Annotated in this window: 20 protein-coding genes; 1 reads left to right on the top strand and 19 read right to left on the bottom strand. The window is 65.3% G+C overall.

Annotation, left to right across the window (positions count from 1 at the left end; genetic code table 11):
• From urtD to urtA, 4 genes are all read right to left on the bottom strand, one after another.
• Positions 1-849, bottom strand: a complete 849-nt coding sequence (gene urtD / locus RALTA_RS05060) for an urea ABC transporter ATP-binding protein UrtD (RefSeq protein WP_012352357.1) — start codon at positions 847-849, stop codon at positions 1-3.
• Positions 846-2,054 (bottom strand): urea ABC transporter permease subunit UrtC, encoded by a 1,209-nt coding sequence (urtC, locus tag RALTA_RS05055; protein WP_012352356.1) that lies wholly within the window; start codon positions 2,052-2,054, stop codon positions 846-848. Before urtC ends, urtD begins: the two co-directional genes overlap by 4 nt.
• Positions 2,054-3,697: an urea ABC transporter permease subunit UrtB gene (gene urtB / locus RALTA_RS05050; RefSeq protein WP_012352355.1), complete on the bottom strand. Its 1,644-nt coding sequence runs from the start codon at positions 3,695-3,697 to the stop codon at positions 2,054-2,056. Before urtB ends, urtC begins: the two co-directional genes overlap by 1 nt.
• 97 nt (positions 3,698-3,794) lie before the next feature.
• Positions 3,795-5,051: an urea ABC transporter substrate-binding protein gene (gene urtA, locus RALTA_RS05045; protein ID WP_041232093.1), complete on the bottom strand. Its 1,257-nt coding sequence runs from the start codon at positions 5,049-5,051 to the stop codon at positions 3,795-3,797.
• A gap of 447 nt (positions 5,052-5,498) precedes the next feature.
• Between urtA and RALTA_RS05040 the strand changes: the two genes are divergently transcribed.
• Entirely contained in the window at positions 5,499-7,550 is a 2,052-nt protein-coding gene (locus RALTA_RS05040; protein ID WP_012352353.1) for a gamma-glutamyltransferase family protein, read from the top strand.
• A 66-nt stretch (positions 7,551-7,616) separates the two neighbouring features.
• Here the strand turns inward: RALTA_RS05040 and cyoD are convergent, their stop codons facing one another.
• From cyoD to nuoK, 15 genes are all read right to left on the bottom strand, one after another.
• Positions 7,617-7,985 (bottom strand): cytochrome o ubiquinol oxidase subunit IV, encoded by a 369-nt coding sequence (cyoD, locus tag RALTA_RS05035; protein WP_012352352.1) that lies wholly within the window; start codon positions 7,983-7,985, stop codon positions 7,617-7,619.
• Positions 7,985-8,629 carry a cytochrome o ubiquinol oxidase subunit III gene (gene cyoC, locus RALTA_RS05030; protein WP_012352351.1) on the bottom strand — a complete coding sequence of 215 codons (645 nt, stop codon included), beginning with the start codon at positions 8,627-8,629 and terminating at the stop codon, positions 7,985-7,987. Before cyoC ends, cyoD begins: the two co-directional genes overlap by 1 nt.
• Positions 8,630-8,634: 5 nt before the next feature.
• Positions 8,635-10,608: a cytochrome o ubiquinol oxidase subunit I gene (cyoB, locus tag RALTA_RS05025; protein ID WP_012352350.1), complete on the bottom strand. Its 1,974-nt coding sequence runs from the start codon at positions 10,606-10,608 to the stop codon at positions 8,635-8,637.
• A gap of 14 nt (positions 10,609-10,622) precedes the next feature.
• Positions 10,623-11,585, bottom strand: a complete 963-nt coding sequence (gene cyoA / locus RALTA_RS05020; RefSeq protein WP_025582408.1) for a ubiquinol oxidase subunit II — start codon at positions 11,583-11,585, stop codon at positions 10,623-10,625.
• A gap of 605 nt (positions 11,586-12,190) precedes the next feature.
• The gene (locus RALTA_RS05015) at positions 12,191-12,667 is read right to left on the bottom strand and encodes a MaoC family dehydratase (protein WP_012352348.1); all 477 of its coding nucleotides are present in this window, start codon (positions 12,665-12,667) and stop codon (positions 12,191-12,193) included.
• A gap of 32 nt (positions 12,668-12,699) precedes the next feature.
• Positions 12,700-13,143: a MaoC family dehydratase gene (locus RALTA_RS05010; protein WP_012352347.1), complete on the bottom strand. Its 444-nt coding sequence runs from the start codon at positions 13,141-13,143 to the stop codon at positions 12,700-12,702.
• 156 nt (positions 13,144-13,299) lie between these two features.
• Positions 13,300-14,418: an acyl-CoA dehydrogenase family protein gene (locus tag RALTA_RS05005; protein ID WP_012352346.1), complete on the bottom strand. Its 1,119-nt coding sequence runs from the start codon at positions 14,416-14,418 to the stop codon at positions 13,300-13,302.
• 13 nt (positions 14,419-14,431) lie between these two features.
• A complete protein-coding gene (locus RALTA_RS05000; protein ID WP_012352345.1) occupies positions 14,432-15,634 on the bottom strand; it encodes an acyl-CoA dehydrogenase family protein in 1,203 nt (400 codons plus the stop codon).
• A gap of 93 nt (positions 15,635-15,727) precedes the next feature.
• Entirely contained in the window at positions 15,728-16,174 is a 447-nt protein-coding gene (locus RALTA_RS04995) for a DUF1178 family protein (RefSeq protein ID WP_012352344.1), read from the bottom strand.
• Between the two features lie 116 nt (positions 16,175-16,290).
• Positions 16,291-16,944 (bottom strand): NUDIX domain-containing protein, encoded by a 654-nt coding sequence (locus RALTA_RS04990; RefSeq protein ID WP_012352343.1) that lies wholly within the window; start codon positions 16,942-16,944, stop codon positions 16,291-16,293.
• Between the two features lie 44 nt (positions 16,945-16,988).
• Positions 16,989-17,297 carry a DUF2818 family protein gene (locus RALTA_RS04985; protein ID WP_012352342.1) on the bottom strand — a complete coding sequence of 103 codons (309 nt, stop codon included), beginning with the start codon at positions 17,295-17,297 and terminating at the stop codon, positions 16,989-16,991.
• Positions 17,298-17,310: 13 nt separating this feature from the next.
• Entirely contained in the window at positions 17,311-18,786 is a 1,476-nt protein-coding gene (nuoN, locus tag RALTA_RS04980) for an NADH-quinone oxidoreductase subunit NuoN (RefSeq protein ID WP_012352341.1), read from the bottom strand.
• Between the two features lie 18 nt (positions 18,787-18,804).
• Entirely contained in the window at positions 18,805-20,271 is a 1,467-nt protein-coding gene (locus tag RALTA_RS04975; RefSeq protein ID WP_012352340.1) for an NADH-quinone oxidoreductase subunit M, read from the bottom strand.
• Positions 20,272-20,298: 27 nt separating this feature from the next.
• A complete protein-coding gene (gene nuoL / locus RALTA_RS04970; RefSeq protein ID WP_012352339.1) occupies positions 20,299-22,386 on the bottom strand; it encodes an NADH-quinone oxidoreductase subunit L in 2,088 nt (695 codons plus the stop codon).
• Between the two features lie 58 nt (positions 22,387-22,444).
• Complete coding sequence (gene nuoK / locus RALTA_RS04965) at positions 22,445-22,750, bottom strand: NADH-quinone oxidoreductase subunit NuoK (protein WP_012352338.1); 306 nt, start codon at positions 22,748-22,750, stop codon at positions 22,445-22,447.
• Positions 22,751-22,763 lie beyond the last annotated feature (13 nt).

Here is a 22,763-nt window from a genome sequence, read left to right as displayed (position 1 = left end):
CTATCTCCCCAGGTAGGATTCGATCACGCGTTCGTCGCGCTTGACGCTGTCGAGCGTGCCTTCGGCCAGCACGCTGCCTTCGGCCAGCACGGTGACCTTGCCGCCAGCGCCGGCCAGCGCGGCGACGAATTCCATGTCGTGCTCCACCACCATCATCGAGCAGCTGCCGCGCAGGCCGTTGAGCAGGCTGGCCAGCTGCATGGTCTCTTCATCGGTCATGCCTGCCACGGGTTCATCGAGCAGCAACAGTTGCGGCTGCTGCATCAGCAACATGCCGATCTCCAGCCGCTGCTTCTGCCCGTGCGACAGCAGGCCGGCGGGCCGGTACGCCTCGTCCTCCAGGCCGGTCAGCGCCAGCGTCTCCTCGATGCGGCGATGGCCGTCGCCGGTGAGCCGCGCGCGCAGCGACGACCACCAGCGCTTGTCGGCCTTCATCGCCAGCTCCAGGTTCTCCCACACCGCGTGCTGCTCGAACACGGTCGGCTTCTGGAACTTGCGCCCGATGCCGACCTGCGCGATGCGCGGCTCGGTCATCCGCATCAGGTCGATGGTCTGCCCGAGGAACACGCGCCCGCTGACATTGGCATTGCGCGGCCCGGTCTTGCCGGTGATGACATCCATCATCGTGGTCTTGCCCGCGCCGTTGGGGCCGATCACGCAGCGCAGCTCGCCATGGTCGATCGACAGGTTCAGCTTGTTGAGCGCGCGGAAGCCGTCGAACTGGACGGTGAGGTCTTCCAGGTACAGGATCGGGCCGTGCGACACGTCGATGGTGTCCGGCTCCAGCACGCGGCCCAGCCCGGTGGCATCGCCGCTTTCGGCCTGGCCGTGTTCGAGTGCGGCGTTCATGCTTCACCTCCGGTGCGGCCCGCGACCGCCGGCGTGGCGGCCGCTTCGGTTGGCACGGGTGTGGCGGCGTGCGCGCGGCGCTCGCGCCAGCGCTGCCACAGGCCGGTCACGCCATCGGGCAGGTACAGCGTCACCAGCACGAACATCGCGCCCAGCAGGAACAGCCAGTATTCGGCAAAGTGCGCGGTGAAGAGCGTCTTGGCGCCATTGACCAGGAACGCGCCGATGACCGGTCCGATCAGCGTGCCGCGCCCGCCAACGGCCACCCACACCGCCATTTCGATCGAGTTGCCGGGCGACATCTCGCCCGGGTTGATGATGCCGACCTGCGGCACGTAGAGCGCGCCGGCGATGCCGCACAGCACGGCCGAGAAGGTCCACACGAACAGCTTGTAGCCGAGCGGGCTGTAGCCGGAGAACATGACGCGCATCTCGGCATCGCGCACCGCGGTCACCACGCGGCCCAGCTTGGACGTCACGATGTAGCGGCAGGCAACGAAGCCGCCCAGCAGTGCGAGGAAGGTCAGCACGAACAGCGCCGCGCGCGTCTGCGGCGCGGCGATGGCAAAGCCGGCGATGCGCTTGAAGTCGGTAAAGCCGTTGTTGCCGCCGAAGCCGGTCTCGTTGCGGAAGAACAGCAGCATGGCCGCGTACGTCATCGCCTGCGTGATGATCGACAGGTACACGCCCTTGATGCGCGAGCGGAAGGCAAAGAAGCCGAACAGCCACGCCAGCACGCCGGGCACCAGCACCACCAGCAGCAGCGCATAGCCGAGATGGTCGGTGCCGTGCCAGAACCACGGCAGCTCTTTCCAGTCGAGGAACACCATGAAGTCCGGCAGGTCGCTCTTGTACACGCCTTCGCGCCCGATCGAACGCATCAGGTACATGCCCATGGCATAGCCGCCCAGCGCGAAGAACAGGCCGTGGCCGAGGCTGAGGATACCGCAGTAGCCCCACACCAGGTCGAGCGCGATCGCCGCCAGCGCAAAGCACATGATCTTGCCGACCAGCGTCAGCGCATACGCCGACAGGTGCAGCGGATGGCCTTCCGGCACCAGCAGCGCGCAGACCGGCACGCCGATGCCGACAATCGCCGTCAGCGCCAGCAGCACGAGCCAGCCTCGCGGAGAAAACAGCGACTGGCGCTCGGGTACGGCAAGCCGGAACGGCGTGGCGGAAGAGTTGGATTGGAATCGCTGCATCATGCCTCCGCACTGCGCCCCTTGAGCGCGAACAGTCCCTGCGGCCGCTTCTGGATAAACAGCACGATCAGCACCAGGACCAGGATCTTGGCCAGCACCGCGCCATAGAAAGGTTCGATGAACTTGTTGAGGATGCCCAGCCCGAACGCGCCGACGATGGTGCCGGCCAGTTGCCCCACCCCGCCCAGCACCACCACCATGAACGAATCGATGATGTAGGCCTGGCCCAGGTCGGGGCCGACATTGCCGATCTGCGACAGCGCGCAGCCGCCGAGCCCGGCGATGCCGGCACCGAAGGCAAAGGCGTAGCTGTCGACCTGCCACGTACGCACGCCGACGCACGCCGCCATGGTCCGGTTCTGCGTCGTCGCGCGCACGAACAGCCCCAGCCGCGTGCGGTTGAGCACCGCCCACGCCACCGCCACCACCGCCAGCGCGAACAGGATGATGACCACGCGGTTGTAGGGGATCACCAGGCCCGGCATCCATTCGAAGCCGCCGCTCATCCATGCGGGATTGGCCACTTCCACGTTCTGCGCGCCGAACAGCGTGCGCACCGCCTGCATCAGCAGCAGGCTGATGCCGAAGGTGGCCAGCAGCGTTTCCAGCGGGCGGCCGTACAGGTGGCGCAGCACCAGCCGTTCCAGCACGAAGCCCACCAGGGCGGCCGCCAGGAACGAAGCCGGCAGCGCCGCGGGCAGGTACCAGTCGAATGCGCCCGGCGCATGCGCACGGAACAGCGACTGCACCACGTAGGTGGCATAGGCGCCGATCATCAGGAATTCGCCGTGGGCCATGTTGATGACGCCGATCAGCCCGTAGGTGATGGCCAGGCCGAGCGCGGCCAGCAGCAGCACGCTGCCCAGGCTGAGGCCGGCGAACAGGTTGCCGATCACTTCGGCGCGGCGCTGGCCGCCCTGCAGCGTGTCCAGCGCCTGCTGCGCCGCCAGGCGCACGCTGCTATCGGGCTCGCGGTAGCGGCCGGCGCTGTCGCGCTCCACCAGCGGCGCCAGCTTCTGGCGGTTTTGCGGGTTGCTGTCGCGGCCCAGGATGCCGATGGCTTCGAGGCGCGCTTCGCGCGCGGCGGGCTCGGGCGTGCCGGCCAGCACCAGGTTGGCCCAGATCACGTCCAGGCTGGCGCGCAGGCCGGCATCGGCCTCGGTCTTGCGCGCGGCTTCGACCGCGGGCAGCGACGCGCTTTCCGGCTGGTCGCGCAGCGTGGCCACCGCCTGCGCGCGCACGGCGATGTCTGGCGACTGCAGCAGCAGGCTGCTGGCGGCGCTGTCGACCAGCGCGCGCAGGCTGTTGTTCAGCGTCAGCGACTCGAGTTCGTCGGCCTTGACCGTGACTGGCTGGCCGGTGATCGCATCGACAATCTTGTCGCCATCCTGGCGCACCATGCCGGCCGACGGGGCGTATTGCAGGGCGTCGTCCTGCAGCGCTTTCAGGATCGGGCCGGCTGCGGCGGGAGCGGCCTTGGCCAGGGCCGACAGCGCGGCGGTCTTGGCGTCGAAGTCGTCCCCGGCCAGCGGCTTGAGGTCGGCCTGCGTCAGCGCGGCGGCCCATGGCGCTGAGGCCAGCAGCAACGCTGCCAGCAGGGCGCGCAGCCAGGGCACGACTCGAACGGATAAGGGATTGCGCATAGGAGCTTGCGATTGTCAGGAATGAAGCGCGCTGTTTGTTTGCGCCCCTCTCCCGCAAGCGGGAGAGGGGCGCCGGATGGTGGCAAGCAAACGAGGCTTACATCACCTTGTCCGGCTTCCCTTCATTGCCCGCGATAAACGGGCTCCACGGCTGCGCGCGCACCGGCTTCGGCGTCTTCCACACCACCGCGAACTGACCGTCGCCCTTGACCTCGCCGATCATCACCGGCTTGTACAGGTGGTGGTTCTCGCCCATGGTCAGGGTGAAGCCGTCCGGCGCCTTGAAGGTCTGGCCATACATGGCCGCGCGCACCTTGGCGGTGTCGGTGCTGCCGGCTTTCTTCACCGCTTGTGCCCACATGTGGATGCCCACGTAGGTGGCTTCCATCGGGTCGTTGGTCACGCGCTTGTCGCCGCCGGGCAGGGTGTTGGCCTTGACCCACGCCGCCCACTGCTTGCGGAACGCATCGTTCTCGGGGTTCTTGACCGACATGAAGTAGTTCCACGCGGCCAGGTGACCCACCAGCGGCTTGGTGTCGATGCCGCGCAGCTCTTCTTCGCCGACCGAGAACGCCACCACCGGCACGTCCTTGGCCTTGAGCCCGGCGTTGCCCAGTTCCTTGTAGAACGGCACGTTGGAATCGCCGTTGATGGTGGAGATCACCGCGGTCTTCCCGCCCTGCGAGAACTTCTTGATATTGGCGACGATGGTCTGGTAGTCGCTGTGGCCGAACGGGGTGTAGACCTCTTCGATATCCTTGTCGGCCACGCCCTTGCTCTTCAGGAAGGCGCGCAGGATCTTGTTGGTGGTGCGCGGGTAGACGTAGTCGGTGCCGAGCAGGAAGAAGCGCTTGGCGCCGCCGCCTTCCTTGCTCATCAGGTACTCGACCGCGGGGATGGCCTGCTGGTTGGGGGCCGCGCCGGTGTAGAAGACGTTCTTCGACATTTCCTCGCCTTCATACTGCACCGGGTAGAACAGCAGCGAGTTGAGCTCTTCGTAGACCGGCAGCACCGACTTGCGCGATACCGAGGTCCAGCAGCCGAAGGTCACCGCGACCTTGTCCTTGCTCACCAGCTGGCGCGCCTTCTCGGCGAACAGCGGCCAGTTCGACGCCGGGTCCACCACCACCGGCTCCAGCTTGCGCCCGAGCACGCCGCCGCTCTTGTTGATCTCGTCGATGGTCATCAGCGCCACGTCCTTCAGCGACGTCTCGGAGATCGCCATGGTGCCGGACAGCGAATGCAGGATGCCGACCTTGATCGGCTCCTTGGACTGCGCCAGCGCCAGCGGGCTGGTACCGATCATCGCCGCGGCGGCTATCGCCGACAGCTTCAGCATGTCACGTCGTTGCATTTGCAGCTCCCGTTTATGGTGTTGGTCAGGGACTACGCTCCCCGGGGTGATGCATCTGCAACTAGCGTGCCACGGCGATATGGCGCCCGCGGCGCGGCCACAGGCGGCGCGTACGGCGGAAGCTAGCCTGCCGCGCGCGTGCGCACCATCGCCGTGCCACACTGGCTCGCACTGAGTCAGTGCGTATCGGCCGACGCGGGCGATGTCGGTGCATGGCGCTTGCATCGCGCTCGCAGCTTGCGCCAGCGTGGCGCCCGCTGCCGTGCCGGCACGGCGGCGCGCACGGTTTAAGCGAACGCTTAAACCCGGATTCGAATGCATGTAAATCCGTACATTCAATGATTAAGGCCGGCGCTCCGCGGCACTACGGTGAAAGCTGGCCGTGGTCGCGCCTTGCGACCCGGCCGTGGCGCATTTCCCGGACCCCCATAAAAGGAAGGAGAAACCATGCCGTACGCTGCCGACCCCAACGCATCCACCGCCGAGCCGCAATCGCACGCCAACCCGTACCGGCGCCCGCGCCGCGGCAAGCTGGCGCTGGCGGCACTGGCGCTGACACTTGGCGCCTGCGGCGGCGGCGACGACTCCCCGCCCCCGCCTCCGCCACCGGCGGTCACGCCCACCGCCGGCTGCGAGCTGGACGGCAGCACCGGCGGCCAGGCCGTGGTGCTGCCGGGCGACCCCAACGCGCCGGAGCAGGCAACCGGCTATGCGCCCAAGGTCACGGTCTACAGCAAGACCTATATGGCGGTGACCAACAACCCGGTCTCGACCAAGGCGGCATGCGACGTGCTGAAGGCCGGCGGCACGGCGATCGACGCCGCGGTGGCGGCGCAGATGGTGCTGAACCTGGTCGAGCCGCAATCGTCCGGCATCGGCGGCGGCGCCTTCATCCTGCATTTCGACGCGGCGACGCGGCAGCTCACCGCCTACGACGGCCGCGAGACCGCCCCGGCCGCCGCCGACGAGAACTACCTGCGCTGGAAGTCCGCGGCCGACCCGACCACGCCCCTGCCCAATGCCCAGCGTAGCGGCCGCTCCATCGGCACCCCCGGCACGCTGCGCGTGCTCGAGCTGGCCCACCGCGACTACGGCAAGACCGCGTGGAAGGAACTGTTCGCGCCGGCGATCAAGCTGGCCACCGACGGCTTTGCGATCCCGCCTCGCATGGCCGCCGCGATCTCGGACAGCGCCACCGTGGCCAATATCAAGCGCGATCCGGAAATGGCCGCCTACTTCCTCAATCCCGACGGCACCCCGCGCGCGGTCAACACCGTGCTGCGCAACCCCGCGCTGGCAGCGGTCTTCAGCGCCGTCGCCGCGGACGGCGCCGACGCCTTCTACAAGAACGGCCCGATCGCGCAGGCCATCGTCGCCAAGATCCAGACCACCTACGACGGCAACACCACGCCGGGCGTGACCACGCTGGACGACCTGGCCAACTACCAGGCCAAGAAGCGCACGCCGGTGTGCACCACCTACCGGCAGTACGAGGTGTGCGGCATGCCGCCGCCGTCCTCGGGCGGGATCGCGGTGGCGCAGATCCTGGGCATCGTCGAGAACTTCGACATGGCGGCGCACAAGCCCACGCTGGTCGACCAGAACGGCGGCCGGCCCAGCGTGCTGGGCGCCCACCTGATGGGCGAGGCCGGCCACCTGGCCTATGCCGACCGCAACAAGTACGTGGCCGACACCGACTTCATTCCGTTGCCCGGCGGCAGCCCGGACACCATGCTGAACAAGGCCTACCTGAGCCAGCGCGCCAGCCTGATCAGCACCACCGGCTCGATGGTCACGCCGGTGGCGGCGGGCAACCTCGGCGACGTGCCGCTGGCGCCGTCGATGGTGGAGGAGCGCGGCACCACGCACCTGTCGCTGCATGACAAGTACGGCAACGTGGTGGCGATGACCACCACCATCGAGGCCGGCCTGGGCTCGTTCCACATGACCAACGGCTTCCTGCTCAACAACGAGCTGACCGACTTCAATGCCGATCCCGCGCCGGGCGGCGTGAAGGTGGCCAACCGGCTGCAACCGGGCAAGCGCCCGCGCAGCTCGATGGCGCCGACCCTGGTGTTCCGGCGCAACAGCGACGGCTCGCGCGGCGACTTCTACATGACCACCGGCTCGCCGGGCGGCGCCACCATCATCCAGTTCGTCGCCAAGACCCTGGTGGCTTCGCTGGACTGGGGCCTGGATGCGCAGCAGGCGGTCTCGATGATCGACTTCGGCGGCAATAACGCGAGCGCGGGCTCGCCCATGGTGGTCGGCGGCGAGCATCCCAACGTCGACACCAGCACCCCGGCCGGCGGCCTGCCAGGCGACAACGACCCGCTGGTCAAGGGCCTGCGCAACCTGGGCCACACCGTCAACACGGCGGCGCAGTCCAGCGGGCTGAGCGCGATCATCCGCACCACCATCGGCGGCTCGGCGGTGCTGGTGGGCGGCGCCGACCCGCGGCGCGAGGGCGTGGTGCTGGGGGACACGTTCAAGCCCTGACGATGCCGTTGCAGCAATGAGAAAGGGGCCCCGCGGGGCCCCTTTTCCGATGCAGGACGGCAGTCCTTACATCACCATCATGTTGGCGTTCAGGTTGTGCATGATCCACAGCGAACCCGCCACCACGATCACCAGGATCAGCGCCGTGAACAGCAGCGCGATCACGTTGCTGCGCTGTTCGGACGACGAATCCAGGTGCAGGAAGTACTTCAGGTGCACGATCATCTGGACCACGGCCATGCCCAGGATGGTCCACAGGATGGTGCCCTTGTCCATGGTGCCGTCCATCACGATCTTGAACGGGATCACGGTCAGGATCACGGCCAGGATGAAGCCGATTGCGTAGCCCTTGAAGCTGGCGTGGCCGCCAGCGTGGCTGTCGTGCGCGTGCGAGTCGTGGGCGCCGTGCGCCGCCGGTGCGTTGTGTTGTGCCATCACAGATGTCCCATCAGGTAGACCACGGTAAACACGCCGATCCAGACCACGTCCAGGAAGTGCCAGAACAGCGACAGGCACATCAGGCGCTTGCTGAGCGTCGGGGTGATGCCCTTCTTGCCCAGCTGCCACATCAGCACGATCATCCACAGCATGCCGCTGGCGACGTGCAGGCCGTGGGTGCCGACCAGCGTGAAGAACGACGACAGGAACGCGCTGCGGCCCGGGCCGGCGCCTTCGGCGATCAGGTGGTGGAACTCGTTGATTTCCATCGCCATGAACGCCAGGCCCAGCAGGAAGGTGATGCCGAGCCAGGTCTGCACGTGCTTGAGGCTGCGGTTCTGCAGCGAGATCATCGCCATGCCGTACGTGATCGAGGAGAACAGCAGGATGAAGGTCTCCACCAGCACGTAGTTGAGCTCGAACAGCTCCTTCGCCGACGGGCCGCCTGCCAGTTCGCCGCGCAGCACGGCGAAGGCCGCGAACAGTCCGGCGAAGATGATGCAGTCGCTCATCAGGTAGATCCAGAAGCCATACACCGTATTGGCACTGGTATCGTGGTGCGCATGGTCGTGGCCATGGGCGTCGGCGTGAGCCGGCGCGCCGGCCTGCGCGGGGATGCGGTCTAGGACTTGAGTCGACATGGTTCTCAGGCTTGCGAAGCAATGCGCTGCAGATGGCGCGTTTCGATCTGCTCGACCTCGGTGGCCGGCACGTAGTAGTCGATATGGTCGTCGTTGCTGCGGTGGATGAACGCCCAGATCATGCCCACCAGGCCAACGATGGCCAGCCACCAGATATGCCAGGTCAGGGCGAAGCCGAACACCAGGCTGAAGGCGCCGATGATGAAGCCCGCGCCCGTGTTCTTGGGCATGTGGATCTTCTCGTAGCCTTCGGTCGGCAGGGTCTCGCCACGGGCCTTCATGTCGGCGAACGCGTCCAGGTCACGCACCACCGGGGTGTGCGCGAAGTTGTAGAACGGCGGCGGCGACGAAGTGGCCCACTCCAGCGTGCGGCCGCCCCACGGGTCGCCGGTCACGTCGGCCAGCTTCTTGCGGTCGCGGATCGACACCACGATCTGCAGCACCTGGAAGAAGATGCCCAGCGCGACGAACACCACGCCCACCACGGCCAGGTACAGCCACGGCGTCCAGGCCGGGTTGTCGGTATGGTTCAGGCGGCGGGTCATGCCCATCAGGCCCAGCACGTACAGCGGCATGAAGGCGAAGTAGAAGCCCACCAGCCAGCACCAGAACGAAGCCTTGCCCAGTCGCTCGTTCAGCTTGAAGCCGAACGCCTTCGGCCACCAGTAGGTGATGCCGGCCAGGTAACCGAACAGCACGCCGCCGATGATCACGTTGTGGAAGTGGGCGATCAGGAACAGGCTGTTGTGCAGCACGAAGTCAGCCGCCGGCACCGCCATCAGCACACCGGTCATGCCGCCGATCACGAAGGTGATCATGAAGCCCAGCGTCCACAGCACCGGCGAGGTCATCTGCACGCGGCCGCGGTACATGGTGAACAGCCAGTTGAAGATCTTCACCCCGGTCGGGATGGAGATGATCATGGTGGTGATGCCGAAGAACGCGTTGACGTTGGCGCCCGAGCCCATCGTGAAGAAGTGGTGCAGCCATACGATGAACGACAGCACCATGATCGCGGCGGTCGCGTACACCATGCCCTTGTAGCCGAACAGCTTCTTGCCCGAGAACGTGGCAATGACTTCAGAGAAGATGCCGAACGCCGGCAGGATCAGGATGTACACCTCGGGGTGGCCCCAGATCCAGATCAGGTTCACGTACATCATGGCGTTGCCGCCACCGTCGTTCGTGAAGAAGTGCATGCCGAGGTAGCGGTCCAGGCCCAGCAGCGCCAGGGTCACGGTCAGCACCGGGAAGGCGGCGACGATCAGCACGTTGGTGCACAGCGCGGTCCAGGTGAACACCGGCATGCGCATCAGCGTCATGCCAGGCGCGCGCATGCGCAGGATCGTCACCAGGAAGTTCACGCCCGTCAGCAAGGTGCCCAGGCCTGAGATCTGCAAGCTCCAGAGGTAGTAGTCCACCCCCACGCCCGGGCTGTAGTCCAGGCCCGACAGCGGCGGGTAGGCCAGCCAGCCGGTCTTGGCGAATTCACCGACGCCCAGCGAGATGTTGACCAGCATGGCACCCGCCACGAACAGCCAGAACGACAGCGTGTTCAGGAACGGGAAGGCCACGTCGCGCGCGCCGATCTGCAGCGGCACGACCAGGTTCATCAGGCCGGTCATCAGCGGCATGGCCACGAAGAAGATCATGATCACGCCGTGGGCGGTGAAGATCTGGTCGTAGTGCTCCGGCGGCAGCACGCCGGTGGCGCCATTGGTGGCCAGCGCCAGCTGGGTGCGCATCATGACCGCGTCGGCGAAGCCGCGCAGCAGCATGATCAGCGCCACCAGGCAGTACATCACGCCGATCTTCTTGTGGTCGACAGAGGTGAACCACTCGTTCCAGAGGTAGCCCCACTTCTTGAAATAGGTGATCGCGCCCAGCAGCGCGGCACCGCCCAGGGCGACACCGGCCAGCACGACCATGATGATCGGCTCATGAAACGGAATCGCCGACAAACTCAACTTGCCAAACATCATTGCTCCCAGGATTACGCGCCCGCCGGCAGCGCGGCCGGCGTGGTCAAGGACAGCTGCTCTTCACCGAGGGTGTTGCGCGACGTGCAGATCGGGCCGCCCTTGAACCCGTCGGCGGCCAGTGCGGCACCGCCGTGGCCCATGTACTTGTGCAGGATGTTGTGGAAGAGCTGGTCTTCCACCTTGCCGTAGTACGTGACCGGCTCCTTCTCGCTGGGTTGTGCCAGCGTCTTGTAGCCTTCGACGCCCAGTTCGGTCGACGAAGCGCGAACCTTGGCCACCCACTGGTCGAACTCGTAGTTCGACATGGCGTCCGCCTTGAACTTCATGCCCGAGAAACCGCCGCCGCTGTAGTTGGCGGACACGCCGTCATACGAGCCGGCATGATTGGCGATCAGGTGCAGCTTGGTCTCCATCCCTGCCATGGCGTAAACCTGGCTGCCCAGTTGCGGGATGAAGAACGAATTCATGATCGAATCCGAGGTGATCTTGAAGTTCACCGGGGTGTCGACCGGGAACGCGATCTGGTTGACGGTGGCGATCTTCAGTTCCGGATAGATGAACAGCCACTTCCAGTTCAGCGCGACCACCTCGATGGTGACCGGCTTCTTGTTCGATTCCAGCGGCTTGTACGGGTCCAGGTCGTGCGAGGACTTCCAGGTGATGATGCCCAGCGCGATGATGATCAGGCACGGGATCAGCCACACCACCACTTCGATCGCGGTCGAGTGCGACCAGTCCGGCTCGTAGCGGGCCTTGGTATTGGATGCGCGGTACTTCCAGGCGAACACCAGCGTGAGCACGATCACCGGCACCACCACCAGCAGCATGAGCCAGGTGGCGATCAGGATGATGTTCTTGATGTCGACGCCGACCTGCCCTTTCGGGTCGAGCAGCGTCATGTTGCAGCCGGCCAGCAGGAGCAGGCCGAGGCAAGGCAGGAACCGCGTCCAACGCGGCAGTATGGGTTTCTTCATGTCACGACTGGTTTGGTTACACCGCGCTTTGGGCAAAAGCGTGGCTAAACCGCCTGATGCTCGCGCAAGAGGCGTGGGGCTATGGGAAAACCGGAAGGACGTGTCCTTAGCTGGCGTTGCGGTCGGGCGGCGGATCTAACGCCGGAGGACCATGCGGCCTTGCAACGCCATGAACACGGAAGGACAACTGACTGCGCGCGCTGCAGGCCCTGTGGGACCTTGCCGGCGCTGCGGCACCTGATGGCCGAAACCGCGAACGGTCCCGGCTGGATACTGCGGCCGGGTAGCGTTGGAATACGAGGCTTTTGCGCCTCCCGACAGACCTGCCGTCATGACAGGCGCGGTTTTCGGCCGGGGAGCGCAACACGTAAAACATCGTGGGCGCGACTGTACCGCAACGCAACATTAGGGGTAAACCCAACGCTTCGGAACACACTGTTCATTTAAACGGACAATCAGGGCTTTGGTGCAGCGCGTTGCCCTTGATCCACGTCAACATCACAAAAACGCGCATAAATATGCAGAAAGCCGCGCTTTGCGCGGCCCTCAGGGGTGCGACATGGCGCTGTGGCATATTGTCGCAGTGCCGCAAGCGGCGCTGCGGCTCAGCCGTAGCGGCGGGTAATGGACTCGGCGATGCACACCGGCCGCTCGCTGCCCTCGCGCTCCACGGTGACCTCCCAGGTGGACTGCGCGCCGACCAGTTCGGGCGACTTCGGCAGCGGGTCCAGGCGCTCGACCTTGAGCAGCTTGATGCGTGCGCGCAGCTTGCTCCCAACCGGCACCGGTGCCGTGAAGCGCACCCGGTTCAGCCCGTAGTTGACGCCGATCTTGGAGGGCATGCTCAGTGCGTTGTGCATGAACTTGGGCAGCAGCGACAGCGTCAGGAAGCCGTGCGCGATCGGGCCGCCATAGGGCGACTCCTTTTTCGCGCGCTCCACGTCGATGTGGATCCACTGGTGGTCGCCGGTAGCCTCGGCAAACTGGTTGACCTGATGCTGGGTTACCTCGATCCAGTCGCTGACCGCGACTTCCTGCCCCTGCAGCCCTTCCAGCTCTTCCAGCGTTGCGATGGTACGCATGTCGATCGTCTCCTCGTGACGGTTAAGTGTTGTTACGCCGGCCGGCGGCCGTACATGCCCATGCCCTTGACGGTACACACCAGCTCGCCGCGCTGGTTGGTGGCCTCCCACTGGGTATGGACCACGCCGCGGTCCGGCTTGGATTGCGACGGCCGGCTGTCGAGCACGTTCAGCACCACGGTGAGCGTGTCGCCGGCATAGACCGGCTTGAGCCAGCGGATCTCGTCGACGCCCGGCGAACCCATGCTGGCAGACTTGCCGGTGGTGCTCAGCACCAGCAGGCGCATCATGATCGAGCACGTCATCCAGCCGCTCGAGATCAGGCCGCCGTAGATGCTGTTGGCGGCGGCTTCCTTGTCGATATGGAACGGCTGCGGATCGTACTGGCGCGCGAAGTTCAGGATCTCTTCCTCGGTGACGAGGTAGGAGCCCAGCTCGCGGCGGCTGCCGACTTCAAAATCCTCGAAATACAGCATGGGGGTGTCTCCGTTGTGGATGCGGTTGACTTGTCCGCACGATGATCGCATGGCAGGCCGGCGCGCGCGTCCGTATTTGCCGAACCCGCCCCTAACAGCGCCCAAAGAAAAAAACCGCGCCTGGACTGCAGCGCGGTTTTGACTGGACTGGCCGGATCAGGCAGCTTCCTGGAACCCGGGCTGGGCGGCAAACCTGCCCAGGTGATGGTCCACGTCGCCGAAGGTGGTGTTGATCATCGTCAGCCGCTTGAACATGTGCGCGGCCGGAAGTTCGTTGGTCACGCCCATGCCGCCGTGGATCTGCACCGCCTCCTGGCCCACCGTGCGCGCCGCCTGCCCCACGCGCGCCTTGGCGGCCGAGACGTAGCGGCGGCGCTCTTCCGGCATCGCCTCCTCGAAGCGCGCCGCGGCCAGCAGCGTGATCGAGCGCGACTGCTCGGCGTGGATGAACATCTCGACCATGCGGTGCTGCAGCGCCTGGAAGCGTGCGATCGGCTGGCCGAACTGCTGGCGCGTCTTGGCGTATTCCAGCGTCGCCGCGTTGAGCGTATCCATCACGCCCACGGCCTCGGCGCACAGCAGCACCGCGGCGTAGTCGGCCACCTGCTCGACCAGCGCGAAGCCCTTGCCGGCCTCGCCCAGCAGCTGCGCCGGCGCGTCCTGGAAGGTGATGTCGGCCGCGCGCAGGTTGTCGATGGTGCGATAGTCCTTGATGCTGACACCGGCGCCCTTGGCATCCACCAGGAACAGCGAGATGCCGTCCTGGTCGGCATCGCCGCCGCTGCTGCGCGCCGATACGATCAGCTTGTCGGCCTGGCCGCCGTGCACCACCACGGTCTTGCGGCCGTTGAGCTTGCCGTCGCGCGCGGTGACGCGCACGTTGTTCAGCTCATAGCGCGCCTGCGGCTCGTTGAACGCCACCGCCAGCTTCAGTTCGCCGCCGGCCACCTGCTCCAGCAGCGCGTCCTGGCCGCCAGCCAGGCCCAGTGCGTAGGCGCCCACCACCGTCGCCAGGTAGGGCTCGACGATCAGGCCGCGGCCCAGTTCCTGCTGCACCACCATCATGTCCAGGGCCTTGCCGGCAAAACCGCCCTGCGCTTCCGGCACCGGCAGCGCGGTCAGGCCCAGTTCGGCCAGCGCGCCCCATGCGGCCTCGCCGTAGCCGGCGGCGCTCTCGTAGCGCTTCTTGCGCTCTTCGAAACCGTAATCCTTGTCGATGAAACGGCGGACGGCGTCGGCCAGTTGCTTCTGTTCGTCGCTGAGATTGAAGTTCATGATGCGTGTCTCCTCACAGCCCCAGAATCATCTGGCTGATGATGTTCTTCTGAATTTCGTTGGACCCGCCGTAGATGGAGGTCTTGCGATAGTTGAAGTAGTACGCGGCCAGCGGCGCGGCGTCGTCATAGCCGGTCACGGCGTGCTCGGTCTCGCACTCCAGGTAGGCGGTGTCGAACGGCTGCGCGTACGGGCCGACGGCCTCGACCATCAGCTCGGTCAGCAGTTGCTGGATCTCGGTGCCCTTGATCTTCAGCATCGATGCCTCGGGGCCGGGGCCCTTGCCCGCCGCTTCGCTCGACACCACGCGCAGCACGGTGATCTCGAGCGCCATCAGCTCGATCTCGAGCGCGGCCACCTTGGCGCCGAACACCGGATCTTCGAGCAGCGGCTTGCCGTTCTTCTGCTGCTGGCGCGCCACGCGCTTGAGGAAGCCCAGCTCGCGCTTGGAATTGCCGACGCGGGCGATGCCGGTGCGCTCGTGGCCGAGCAGGTACTTGGCGTAGGTCCAGCCCTTGTTCTCTTCGCCGACGCGGTTTTCGACCGGCACCTTGACGTTGTCGAAGAAGACTTCGTTCACCTCGTGCTCTTCGTCGAGCATGATGATCGGGCGCACGGTGATGCCCGGGGTCTTCATGTCGATCAGCAGGAACGAGATGCCTTCCTGCTTCTTGGCCTCGGGGTCGGTGCGGACCAGGCAGAAGATCATGTCGGCGTGCTGGCCGAGCGTGGTCCAGGTCTTCTGGCCGTTGACGATGTAGTGCTTGCCGTCCGGGGTCAGCTCGGCGCGGGTCTTCAGCGAGGCCAGGTCCGAACCCGAGCCCGGCTCCGAATAGCCCTGGCACCACCAGTCGGTGCAGTCCAGGATGCGCGGCAGGTAGTACGACTTCTGCTGCTCGTTGCCGTACTTCATGATCACCGGCGCGACCATCGCCACGCCGAACGGCAGCACGCCGGGCGCGCCGACGCGGGCATTCTCTTCGTCCCAGATATGGCGCTGGGTGGCGTTCCAGCCGGTGCCGCCGTACTGGACCGGCCAGTGCGGCGCCGACCAGCCTTTGCCGGCGAGCAGCTTGTGCCAGCGCACCAGGTCGTCGCGGTTCGGACGGCGGTGGTTGAGAATCTTGCTGCGGATGTCCGCCGGCAAGTTGGCTTCGAGCCAGCTACGCACTTCCTCGCGGAAGGCGTCGTCGGACGCCGAGTAGTTGAGATCCATGCCCGTCTCCAGTGGTGCCGGCATGGCGCGGGCCGCCGGCGGTTTGTTCTGCCTGCGCGTCATGCGCCGACAGCAACGGGCACAGGACGCAATTCAGTGAGCCGTCTGCTTCAGCGCATCCGGCAACACGAGCGGAAAAGTCTCGATGCCCTCCTCGGCCAGCGCCTGCACTTCCTCCGGCGAGGCCGAACCGCGGATGCCGCGTTCCGGCGCCTCGTCATAGTGCATGCGCCTTGCCTCTTCGGCAAAGCGGTCGCCAACGTCCTCGGTCTGCGCCAGCACCTGCTTCACTGCCTTCATATAGAGCGCTTGCAGTGTCACCGGTGCGGCAGCCGGCTGCGCCGGCCTGGTCTTGCCTTCGCGCGTGGTCGCGCCTGACAGGTTCAGGCGCGGCGCGCTGGGCAGCCGGGTCACGGCGTGGTCGCCACAGACCGGGCATTGGACCAGGTCACGCGAGATTTGCGACTGCGCCTCTTCCTCCGAGGCAAACCAGCCCTCGAAACGATGGTCATGCGCGCAGCGCAGGTCGAGCACCTTCATGATCTTTCCAGCCCGTCAAAAGCTATATTATCCGCGAATCCAAATTTTGTGAACGGTCGTGCTAAATTTTTTAGAACGACCGTTCGTAACGCTTGCGGCGGCGTGCGCCGTGCAGCTCACCGTTGTGCCGCCCCGTACTCGGGCATGGGCTGCTCGCCCGGTTGCCACGCACCGGAGATCACTTTTTCCAGCCAGAACGCGCCGATGATCGTCTTCACATCGGTGATGCGGCCGCTACGCACCCAGTCTATGACTTGTCCGGCCGGCGCGATGAATGTTTCCAGGAACTCGCCGTCGTCAAGCTGCGCCTCGCCATGCGTCAGCTCGCGCGCCAGCAGGATGTCGATGAATTCCGTCGAATACGAAATGACCGGATGGATGCGCGTCAGGTAATCCCAGCGCGCGGCGCGGTAGCCGGTTTCTTCCAGCAGCTCGCGTTCGCCGCAACGCTGCGCGCCCTCTTCGGGGTCCAGCTTGCCCGCGGGAAATTCCAGCATCACCTCGCCGATCGGGTAGCGGAACTGGCGCTCCAGCAGTACGGTGCCGTCGTCGAACAGCGGGATCATCATGACCGCGCCGGGATGGACCACGTACTCGCGCCCGGTCTGCTTGCCGTCGGGCAGCCTGACGATGTCCTGCTTGAGGGTAAGAAACTTGCCGCGATGGACCGTGGCCGACGCGACGCACACTTCCTTGAGTGCGTCGTCGTTCTCGGACAGGCCGGCGGAGGCGGCGGCGGGTTGGGTGCCGCGTGAGATCTTGTCGGTCATGGACGCTCCGGATCAGGCAGGGCCCGGCGCCGACAAGACCGGCTTCAGGCCGTGCGGTGTTTGACGAGGTATTGCCAGGTGAAGCCCGGAAAGGCAAACACCAGCATCATGCAGGCCGTGATGGCGTAGAACTGCCAGCCCTGCGTAAACGTGCCGCCCAGGTTGGCCTCCACCGCGAAGCCGGCGGCGCCGGCCACCCCGAACCAGACGATCAGTTCGAGCAGGCGCAGCCACAGCGGCTTGCGCGCCTGCCGCAGCGGGATCACCGCGAACAGGCGCTGGTTCACGAACGGCAGGTTCGCACAGACCAGTGCCAGCAGGATGACAAACCAGCCGCTTGCGGAGGCGCTCATGTGGCGTGGCGGATCAGGAGCCCAGGGTCGAGCGGATGGCCTGGTAGCACAGGTTCATCAGCGCGGCCGGGAACAGGCCCAGCAGGATCACCGCGGCGCCGTTCACGCTCAGCATCGAACGCAGGCCAAAGGTGGCTTCCAGTTGCTCTTCGCCGACGGGGGCATCGAAGTACATCAGCTTGACGATGCGCAGGTAGTAGAACGCGCCGATCAGCGAGAACAGCACGGCCACCACCGCCAGCCACGTCATGCCGGCCTGGACCACCGCGTCGAGCACGGCAAGCTTGGCGTAGAAGCCCACGGTCGGCGGGATGCCGGCCAGCGAGAACATCATCACCAGCATCAGGAAGGCGAACCACGGGTTGCGGCGCGACATGCCCTTCAGGTCTTCCAGCGTCTCGGCCTCGAAGCCCTTGCTGGTGCGCAGCAGGATGATGCCGAAGGTGCCCAGCGTGGTCAGCAGGTAGGTCACCGAGTAGAACATCGCCGAGCTGTAGGCATCGGCGGCGCCGTCGGCCTTGTTGGCGACCACGCCGGAAAGCAGGCCCAGCAGCACAAAGCCCATGTGCGAGATGGTGGAGTACGCCAGCATCCGCTTCAGGTTGCTCTGCACGATGGCGGTCAGGTTGCCGATCGCCAGCGAGATGATAGACAGCACCACCAGCATCATCTGCCAGTCGCTGGCCAGCGGCAGCAGGCCCTCGACCAGCACGCGGATGAACAGCGCGAACGCCGCCACCTTCGGGCCGCCGGCAATCAGCAGCGTCACCGCGGTCGGCGAGCCCTGGTAGATGTCCGGAATCCACATGTGGAACGGCGCGGCGCCCAGCTTGAACGACAGGCCGGCGACGATGAAGACCACGCCGAAGGCCAGCATGGTGGTGTTGATGCGGCCGGACTCGACCGCGCGGAACACCTCGCCCAGGTTCAGCGACCCGGTGGCGCCGTACATCATCGAAATGCCGTACAGCAGGAAGCCCGAAGCCAGCGCGCCCAGCACGAAGTACTTCATCGCCGATTCGGAAGTCACGCGCGACTCGCGGCGCAGCGCCACCAGCGCGTACGACGACAGCGACAGCAGTTCCAGGCCCAGGTACAGGGTCAGGAAGTTGTTGCCGGTGATCATCACGATCTGGCCGCCCAGCGTGAACAGCGCCAGCATGTAGAACTCGCCGGCGAACATGTCGCGCTCGGCCAGATAGCGGCGCGTATAGACCAGCGTGACGAACAGGCCGGCGGCGCAGAATGCCGACAGCACGTTGGCCATCGGGTCGATCACGACCAGGTTGGCGAACGCGTAGTGCGTCTCGCCGGTGGCGGCGTTCATGCCGAACCAGGCGGTCAGCACCAGCGTGGTCAGCAGCGACAGCGGATACGCCACGCTCTGCTTGCCCTTGCCGCGGGCCAGGTCGATCCAGTTGATCGCGGCGATGGCGATCGCCAGGAAGATGATCGGCGCCACGGGGGCGAGTGTCGAGGACGGTTGCATGTTGATATCTCTCCCCGATTACAGCTTCGACTGCGCCGCGTGCTGCAGCAGGTTGACCACGGACGGGTGCATCACGTCGGTAAAGGGCTTCGGGTGCAGGCCCATGTACAGCGTCATGATGGCCAGCAGGCCGAGCATGACGAACTCGCGCTTGTTCAGGTCGGCCAGCTCGCGCACGTGCTGGTGCACGACGTCGCCAAAGATGACGCGCTTGACCATCCACAGCGAGTAGGCGGCGCCCAGGATCAGCGCGGTGGCGGCCAGCAGGCCGATCCAGAAGTTGAACTTGACCGCGCCCAGGATCACCATGAATTCACCGACGAAACCCGAGGTGGCCGGCAGGCCGCAGTTGGCCATGGCGAAGAACACCGACAGCGCGGCGAACTTGGGCATGGTGTTGACCACGCCGCCGTAGTCGGCGATCTGGCGCGAATGCACACGGTCATACAGTACGCCGATGCAAAGGAACATCGCGCCCGAGATAAAGCCGTGCGAGATCATCTGGATGATGCCGCCTTCGACGCCGATGTCGCTGAAGATAAAGAAGCCCAGCGTGACGAAGCCCATGTGGGCGATCGACGAATACGCCACCAGCTTCTTCATGTCGGCCTGCACCAGTGCCACCAGGCCGATGTAGATCACCGCGATCAGCGAGATGGTGATGATGAACGGGGCCAGGTAGTGGCTGGCGTCAGGCGCGATCGGCAGCGAGAAGCGCAGGAAGCCGTAGGCGCCCAGCTTCAGCATGATCGCCGCCAGCACCACCGAGCCGCCGGTCGGCGCTTCGACGTGGGCGTCCGGCAGCCAGGTGTGCACCGGCCACATCGGCACCTTAACCGCGAAGGCGACGAAGAACGCCAGGAACAGCGCGATCTGCTCGTTCATCGACAGCTTGGCCTGGTGCCATTGCAGGATGTCGAAGGTACCGGTCTTGTTGTACAGGTACAGCAGCGCGACCAGCGTCAGCAGCGAGCCCAGCAGCGTGTACAGGAAGAACTTGAAGGCCGCGTAGACACGGTTCGGGCCGCCCCAGACGCCGATGATGATGTACATCGGGATCAGCGTGGCCTCGAAGAACACGTAGAACAGCATGCCGTCCAGCGCGCAGAACACGCCGACCATCAGGCCCGACAGGATCAGGAACGACGCCATGTACTCGGCCACGCGTTCGGTGATCACTTCCCAGGCCGAGATCACCACGATCACCGTGATGAAGGCGGTCAGCACCACGAACCACATCGACAGGCCGTCAACGCCCAGCAGGTAGTGGATGTTGAAGCGCTCGATCCAGCTCGCCTTCTCGACGAACTGCATCGCCGCGGTGGCGCGATCGAAGTGGAACACCAGCGGCAGCGTGACGACGAAGCTGGCGATGGAGCCGAACAGCGACATCCAGCGCACGAAGCCGGGGCTGCGGTCCGAGCCGAAGGCGAGGATCAGCAGGCCGAAAAAGACAGGCAGCCAGATTGAGAAAGACAGAACCATTTCTATGTTTTCCTTGCTTGGTGCCTATCACTTGGTGCCGATCACGCCCGTGACCGTCAGCGTCAGCAGCACCAGCATGCCGACGATCATCGCGAACGCGTAGTGGTAGATATAGCCCGACTGCAGGTAGCGGCTGGCCGAAGCAAACGATGCCACCACGCGCGCCGCGCCGTTGACGAACAGGCCGTCGATCAGGCTCTGGTCGCCGCCCTTCCACAGGCCGGTACCGAGCAGGCGTGCGCCGCGGGCGAACACGGCCTGGTTGATGGCGTCCATGTAGTACTTGTTGTCCAGCAGCTTGTACAGGCCCGAGAAGCGGTTCTTGATCGCTTCCGGAATGTCCGGGCGCTTCATGTAGAAGAACCAGGACAGCACCACACCGGCGATCGCCAGCCACAGCACAGGCGTGGTCAGCGAATGAATCGCCATCGGCACCCAGCCGTGGAAGGCTTCCTTCAGCTCGGCCATGGCGTGGTGATTCTCGCCGACGAAGATCACGTCCTTGAACGCGACGCCCATCTTGAAGAAGTTGCCGAACAGCATCGGCTCGATCGCGATGGCACCGATGATCACCGACGGGATCGCCAGCAGCACCAGCGGCAGCGTCACCACCCACGGCGACTCGTGCGGCGTCTCGCCGGCGGACAGGCCATGGTGATGGTCGTGCGAGACTTCCTCGTCCTCGTGGTCGCCCTCATGGTGCTGGTGAGCGTGGTTCTGGCCCCAGCGCGACTTGCCATGGAACACCAGGAAGTACATCCGGAACGAGTAGAACGCGGTGACGAACACGCCCGCCAGCACGGCGAAGTAGGCAAAGCCCGAACCGGCGATATGCGACTCGGCCACGGCCTCGATGATCGAGTCCTTGGAGTAGAAGCCCGCGAAGAACGGCGTGCCGATCAGCGCCAGCGAACCCACCAGCGAGGTGATCCAGGTGATCGGCATGTACTTGCGCAGGCCGCCCATGTTGCGGATGTCCTGGTCGTGGTGCATGCCGATGATGACCGAGCCCGCGCCGAGGAACAGCAGTGCCTTGAAGAACGCGTGCGTCATCAGGTGGAACACGGCCACCGAGTACGCCGAAGCGCCCAGCGCCACGGTCATGTAGCCCAGCTGCGACAGCGTCGAGTAAGCGACCACGCGCTTGATGTCGTTCTGGATGATGCCCAGGAAGCCCATGAACAGGGCCGTGATCGCGCCGATCACCAGCACGAACGACAGCGCCGTATCCGACAGTTCGAACAGCGGCGACATGCGCGCGACCATGAAGATGCCGGCCGTCACCATGGTGGCGGCGTGGATCAGCGCGGAGATCGGGGTCGGGCCTTCCATCGAGTCAGGCAGCCAGACGTGCAGCGGGAACTGCGCCGACTTGCCCATCGCGCCGATGAACAGGCAGATGCAGGCGACGGTGATCATCATCCAGTCGGTGCCCGGGAAAACCACGGTAGCCAGCTGGTCGCGCGCGGCGAATACTTCGGTGTAGTTCATGCTGCCGGCGTAGGCCAGCAGCAGGCCGATGCCCAGGATGAAGCCGAAGTCGCCGACGCGGTTGACCAGGAACGCCTTCAGGTTGGCGAAGATCGCCGTCGGGCGGGTGTACCAGAAGCCGATCAGCAAGTACGACACCAGGCCCACCGCTTCCCAGCCGAAGAACAGCTGCAGGAAGTTGTTGCTCATCACCAGCATCAGCATCGAGAAGGTGAACAGCGAGATGTAGGCAAAGAAGCGGTTGTAGCCGGGGTCCCCGTCCATGTAGCCGACGGTGTAGATATGCACCATCAGCGACACGAAGGTCACCACGACCATCATCATCGCGGTCAGCGAGTCGACCAGGAAGCCGACCTCCATCTTCAGGCTGCCGATGGCCATCCACTCGTAGACGGTGCCGTTGTAGCCCGCGCCGTTCATCACGTCGAGCAGCACCATCACCGACAGCACGCAGGCAATGGCCACGCCGAGGATCGTCGAGGTGTGGGCCACGATCCGGCCGCCGCGCGACTCCGAGGAAAACAGGCCAAAGAACTTGGTACCGAACAGGCCGGCGATCGCGGAGCCGACTAGCGGCGCCAGCGGGATCGCAAGCAGCAGGTTGGGGTTGAGCGTGGTTGCCATAGGACGCTTAGTGGTGTGCGGTCGGTGAGTCTTGGGTATCTACGTAGTGCGCCACGGCTCAGCCCTTGAGGGTGTCCAGGTCGTCCACGTTGATCGTATCCAGGTTGCGGAACAGCACAACCAGGATGGCGAGACCGATTGCCGACTCGGCGGCGGCCACCGTGAGGATGAAGAAAACGAAAACCTGTCCTGCCAGGTCGCCCAGGTAATGCGAGAAGGCGACGAAGTTGATGTTCACCGCAAGCAGCATCAGTTCGATCGCCATCAGCAGCACGATCACGTTCTTGCGGTTCAGGAAGATGCCGACGATGCTGATCGCAAACAGGATCGCACCGAGCACGAGGAAATGAGCGAGAGAGAGCACAGCGATTTCTCCG

It is taken from the genome of Cupriavidus taiwanensis LMG 19424 (genome assembly GCF_000069785.1).
GTDB lineage: Bacteria > Pseudomonadota > Gammaproteobacteria > Burkholderiales > Burkholderiaceae > Cupriavidus > Cupriavidus taiwanensis.
The sequence above is the reverse complement of the archived record's forward strand: the minus strand, read 5'-3'. Positions and strand labels throughout refer to the sequence as shown.